The 3631-nt window shown below is 75.8% G+C and carries 3 protein-coding genes; all 3 read left to right on the top strand.

Translation table 11 applies throughout. The features are described 5' to 3' along the window. Positions 1–3056 (top strand): type VII secretion protein EccCb (eccCb, locus tag AC1DUQ_RS19225; RefSeq protein WP_477074375.1); only part of this gene is annotated, 3056 nt, incomplete at its 5' end. Continuing rightward, complete coding sequence (locus AC1DUQ_RS19220; protein WP_477059721.1) at positions 3046–3426, top strand: hypothetical protein; 381 nt, start codon at positions 3046–3048, stop codon at positions 3424–3426. The genes eccCb and AC1DUQ_RS19220, both read left to right, overlap by 11 nt. Further along, positions 3423–3631 (top strand): hypothetical protein (locus AC1DUQ_RS19215; protein WP_477074374.1); only part of this gene is annotated, 209 nt, incomplete at its 3' end. The genes AC1DUQ_RS19220 and AC1DUQ_RS19215, both read left to right, overlap by 4 nt.

The raw sequence follows: 3631 nt of genomic DNA, 5'->3' as shown, positions 1-3631 counted from the left end.
GCCCCAGCCTGGTGGACCGCGCGCAGGCGGCCGCCCGGGTGCGCCGCGGCGGCACAGGCGTCGCCGCGAGCGCCGGGTACGAGTCGCGCCTGCTGGTGCTCGCGGACGGGCACGGAGCCGTCGCGGGCGTCCTGCCGCCGGTCGACGCGGCCCTCGGGCTGGCCGACCTGGGGGTCACGGTGGTGCACCTGCTGGCCGACCGGCTGCACGAGCCGTCGGACACGGCCCTGCGCCTCACGGTCGACGAGGACGGCACGGTGACCATCGAGGACCTGCGCGACGAGCACCCGGTGCCGGTCGTTGCGACGGTCGACGACGTCTCCGTCTCGCTGGCCACCGGCCTGCTCCGCGCGCTGGCCCCGCTGCGCCTCACGCTCGACTCCGTCGGCGGCGGCGGTCCCGCGGCCGCGGTCGGCACCGACGAGCTGCTGGGCGTCACGGACGTCACGGCCATCGACGTCGGGCGCACCTGGGCCGGCCGGTCCACCCGTGACTTCCTGCGCGTGCCCATCGGGGTCGACGACACCGGCTCGCCCCTGCTGCTCGACCTCAAGGAGTCCGCGCAGCTCGGCATGGGACCGCACGGGCTGTGCGTCGGCGCCACCGGGTCCGGCAAGTCGGAGATGCTGCGCACGCTCGTCGCGGCGCTGGCCATCACGCACCCGCCCGAGGACCTGTCGATGATCCTCGTCGACTACAAGGGCGGCGCCGCGTTCGCGCCGTTCGCCTCCTTGCCGCACGTGGCCGGGATCATCGACAACCTGGCCGACGACGCGGGCCTCACCGAGCGGGCGCGCGCGAGCATCGCCGGCGAGGTGGTGCGCCGCCAGCAGGTGCTGCGCGACGCGGGCAGCTCGCCGTCCATCACGCACTACCGCGAGCTGCGCGCGCAGCAGCCGGACCTGCCGCCGCTGCCGCACCTGCTGCTGGTCATCGACGAGTTCGGCGAGCTGCTCACCGCCGACCCCGACTTCGTCGACCTGCTGCTCACCATCGGGCGCATCGGCCGGTCGATCGGGATGCACCTGCTCCTGTCCAGCCAGCGGATCGAGTCGGGCCGGCTGCGCGGGCTGGAGACGTACCTGTCGTACCGGATCGGGCTGCGGACGTTCTCCGAGGCGGAGAGCACCGTCGTCCTGGACACCCCCGACGCGTTCCACCTGCCGGCCGTCCCCGGCTACGGCTACCTCAAGGTCGACACCACCGTCTACCAGCGGTTCCGCGCGGGCTACGTGTCCGGGCCCGTGCGCTCGGAGAGCGTGCAGGAGCCGGAGGTGGACGAGGAGCTGCACCGGCCGCTCGTGCTCCCCGTGCACCACGGTGTGCTCGCCGCCAACGGCATCGAGACCGGTGGCGGCGGCGAGGTCGAGCTGGTCCGGCCGTCCGTCGGCGCGTCGATGGTGGACGTCATCGTCGGGCAGCTGTCGGGCCTGGCGACGCCCACGCGTCCGGTCTGGTTGCCGCCGCTGCCGTCGCGCCTCCCGCTCGGACGCGTGCTCGGGACGCAGCACCCACACCTGTCCGTGCCGATGGGTCTGCGCGACGACCCGGCCAAGCAGCGGCAGGCGCCGTGGCTGCTGGACCTGACGCGCGCGGGCGGCCACGTGGCCATCATCGGTGCCCCGCAGACCGGCCGGACCACCCTGCTCTGGACCCTGGCCGCGGGCCTCGCCCTCACGCACACGCCGCGGCAGGTGGCGGTCTACGGGATGGACCTCGCCGGCGGCGGGCTCGCGCGGATCGAGGGGTTCCCGCACGTCGGCGGCGTCGCCACGCGAGCCAGCCGCGACCGGCTGCGGCGGCTGCTCGAGGAGCTGCACGGCATGCTCGCGCTGCGCGAGCGGGTGTTCGCGGACCACGGGATCGACTCGCTGGCCATGCTGCGCGCCGAGCACGCCGCCGGGCGCACGCCCGAGCTGGCCGCCGCGGACGTGGTCCTGCTGGTCGACGGCGTGGGCGCGCTGCGGTCCGACTTCGAGGAGCTCGACGAGCCGTTCTCCGACCTCCTCGCGCGCGGCAGCGGGTTCGGGGTGCACGTCGTCGCGACGATGACGCGCTGGAACGAGCTGCGGATGCAGGCCCAGCCGCTGGTCGGCACCCGGATCGAGCTGCGCCTGAACGACCCGGCCGACTCCACCGTGGCGCGCAAGCTGGCCGCGACCCTGCGCGCCGACCAGCCGGGCCGCGTGCTCACCGACGAGTCCCTGTTCGCGCAGGTGGCGCTGCCGTTGCTCGACGACGGGGACTCCGACGAGGTGGGAGCGTCGCTCCAGGCCCTGGCGCGCAGCACCGCGCAGGAGTGGGCCGGCCCCGCGGCGCCGCCCATCCGCCAGCTCCCCGAGGACCTCGACCCGGCCGAGCTGCCCGACGCCCTGGACGAGCCCGACCTGGTGCCGGTGGGTCTGCGCCAGGACACGATGGGCCCGTTCCTGCTCGACCTTGCCGGCCGCGACCAGCACCTGCTCGTGCTCGGTGACCCGCGCTGCGGGAAGACCACCCTGCTGCGGACGATCGTCGCCGGGCTGGTGGAGCGGGCGACCCCCGACGAGCTGGTCGTGGCCCTGTTCGACCCGCGCGGCGGCCTGGCGGACCTGTGCCCCGAGGAGTACCTCGGCGGCCGCGCGACCAGCGGCCCGCTCGCGCTGCAGCTGTCCACCGCGGTCGCCGCCGAGCTGGCCAAGCGGACCGACGGCAGCGCCCCCGGCCCGCGGATCGTCGTCGTGGTCGACGACTACGACATCCTCGCGTCGGGCGGCACCGACCCCCTGCGCCCGCTCCTGGCCCATCTGCCCGCCGCGCGCGACCTGCGGCTGCACGTCCTGCTCACCCGCCCGGTCGCGGGTGCCTCCCGCGCGCTCTACGACCCGGTGCTCCAGGCCATCCGCGACACCGGCGGCAGCGGGCTGCTCATGGCGGGCGAGCGCTCGGAGGGTCAGGTCTTCCCCGGCACCTACGCCGAGCAGCTCCCGGCCGGCCGCGGGCGGCTGCTGCGCCGCGGCGAACGGCCCACGCTCATCCAGGTCGCACACACCCCGGAGGTGCTCGGTGCCCCGTGAGATCGTCGTCCTCAGTCCCACGCCGCCGGACGCGCGCGCCCTGGTCGAGGCGGGGGCGTCCGTGGACCCGGAGCTCGGCCTGCGCACGCTGCACGGTGGCGCGGTGCACCAGGTGGTCCGCGCCGACGGCGGCGAGGGGCGCGCGGTGCTGAGCATCCACCAGCCACTGACCGTCCAGAACGCCGCCGAGATCCGTCGGCTCCTGCCGTCCGTGCGCCAGCTGCCGACGTGGGCCACCGACGGCAGCCCGCTGTGGTGGGTCGAGGCGCTGGTCCCGTGGAACGCCGAGGACGCCCGCACCGGCCTGGCCGTCGTGCAGGAGATGACCGCTCGCCTGGGCGGGCTGTGCGTGGTCCAGGACGGCGAATGAGCCTCGACCTGCTGGCCCCCGAGGCGCACCGCTGGCTGACCGGCCCGGTGCCGGACGGCACGCGCGTGGTCGTGGCCGGCGTCGCGGGCGGGGTCGGCACGACGACGGTCGCGGCGCTGGTCGGGCGGATGCTGGACGGCCGCTGCGCCCTGCTCGACCACTCCGGGGGCACGCTGCACGCCCGCGCCGGCTCCACCTCGTCGCG

It is taken from the genome of Cellulomonas sp. P4_B5_2, assembly GCF_056402235.1.
The sequence above is the reverse complement of the archived record's forward strand: the minus strand, read 5'-3'. Positions and strand labels throughout refer to the sequence as shown.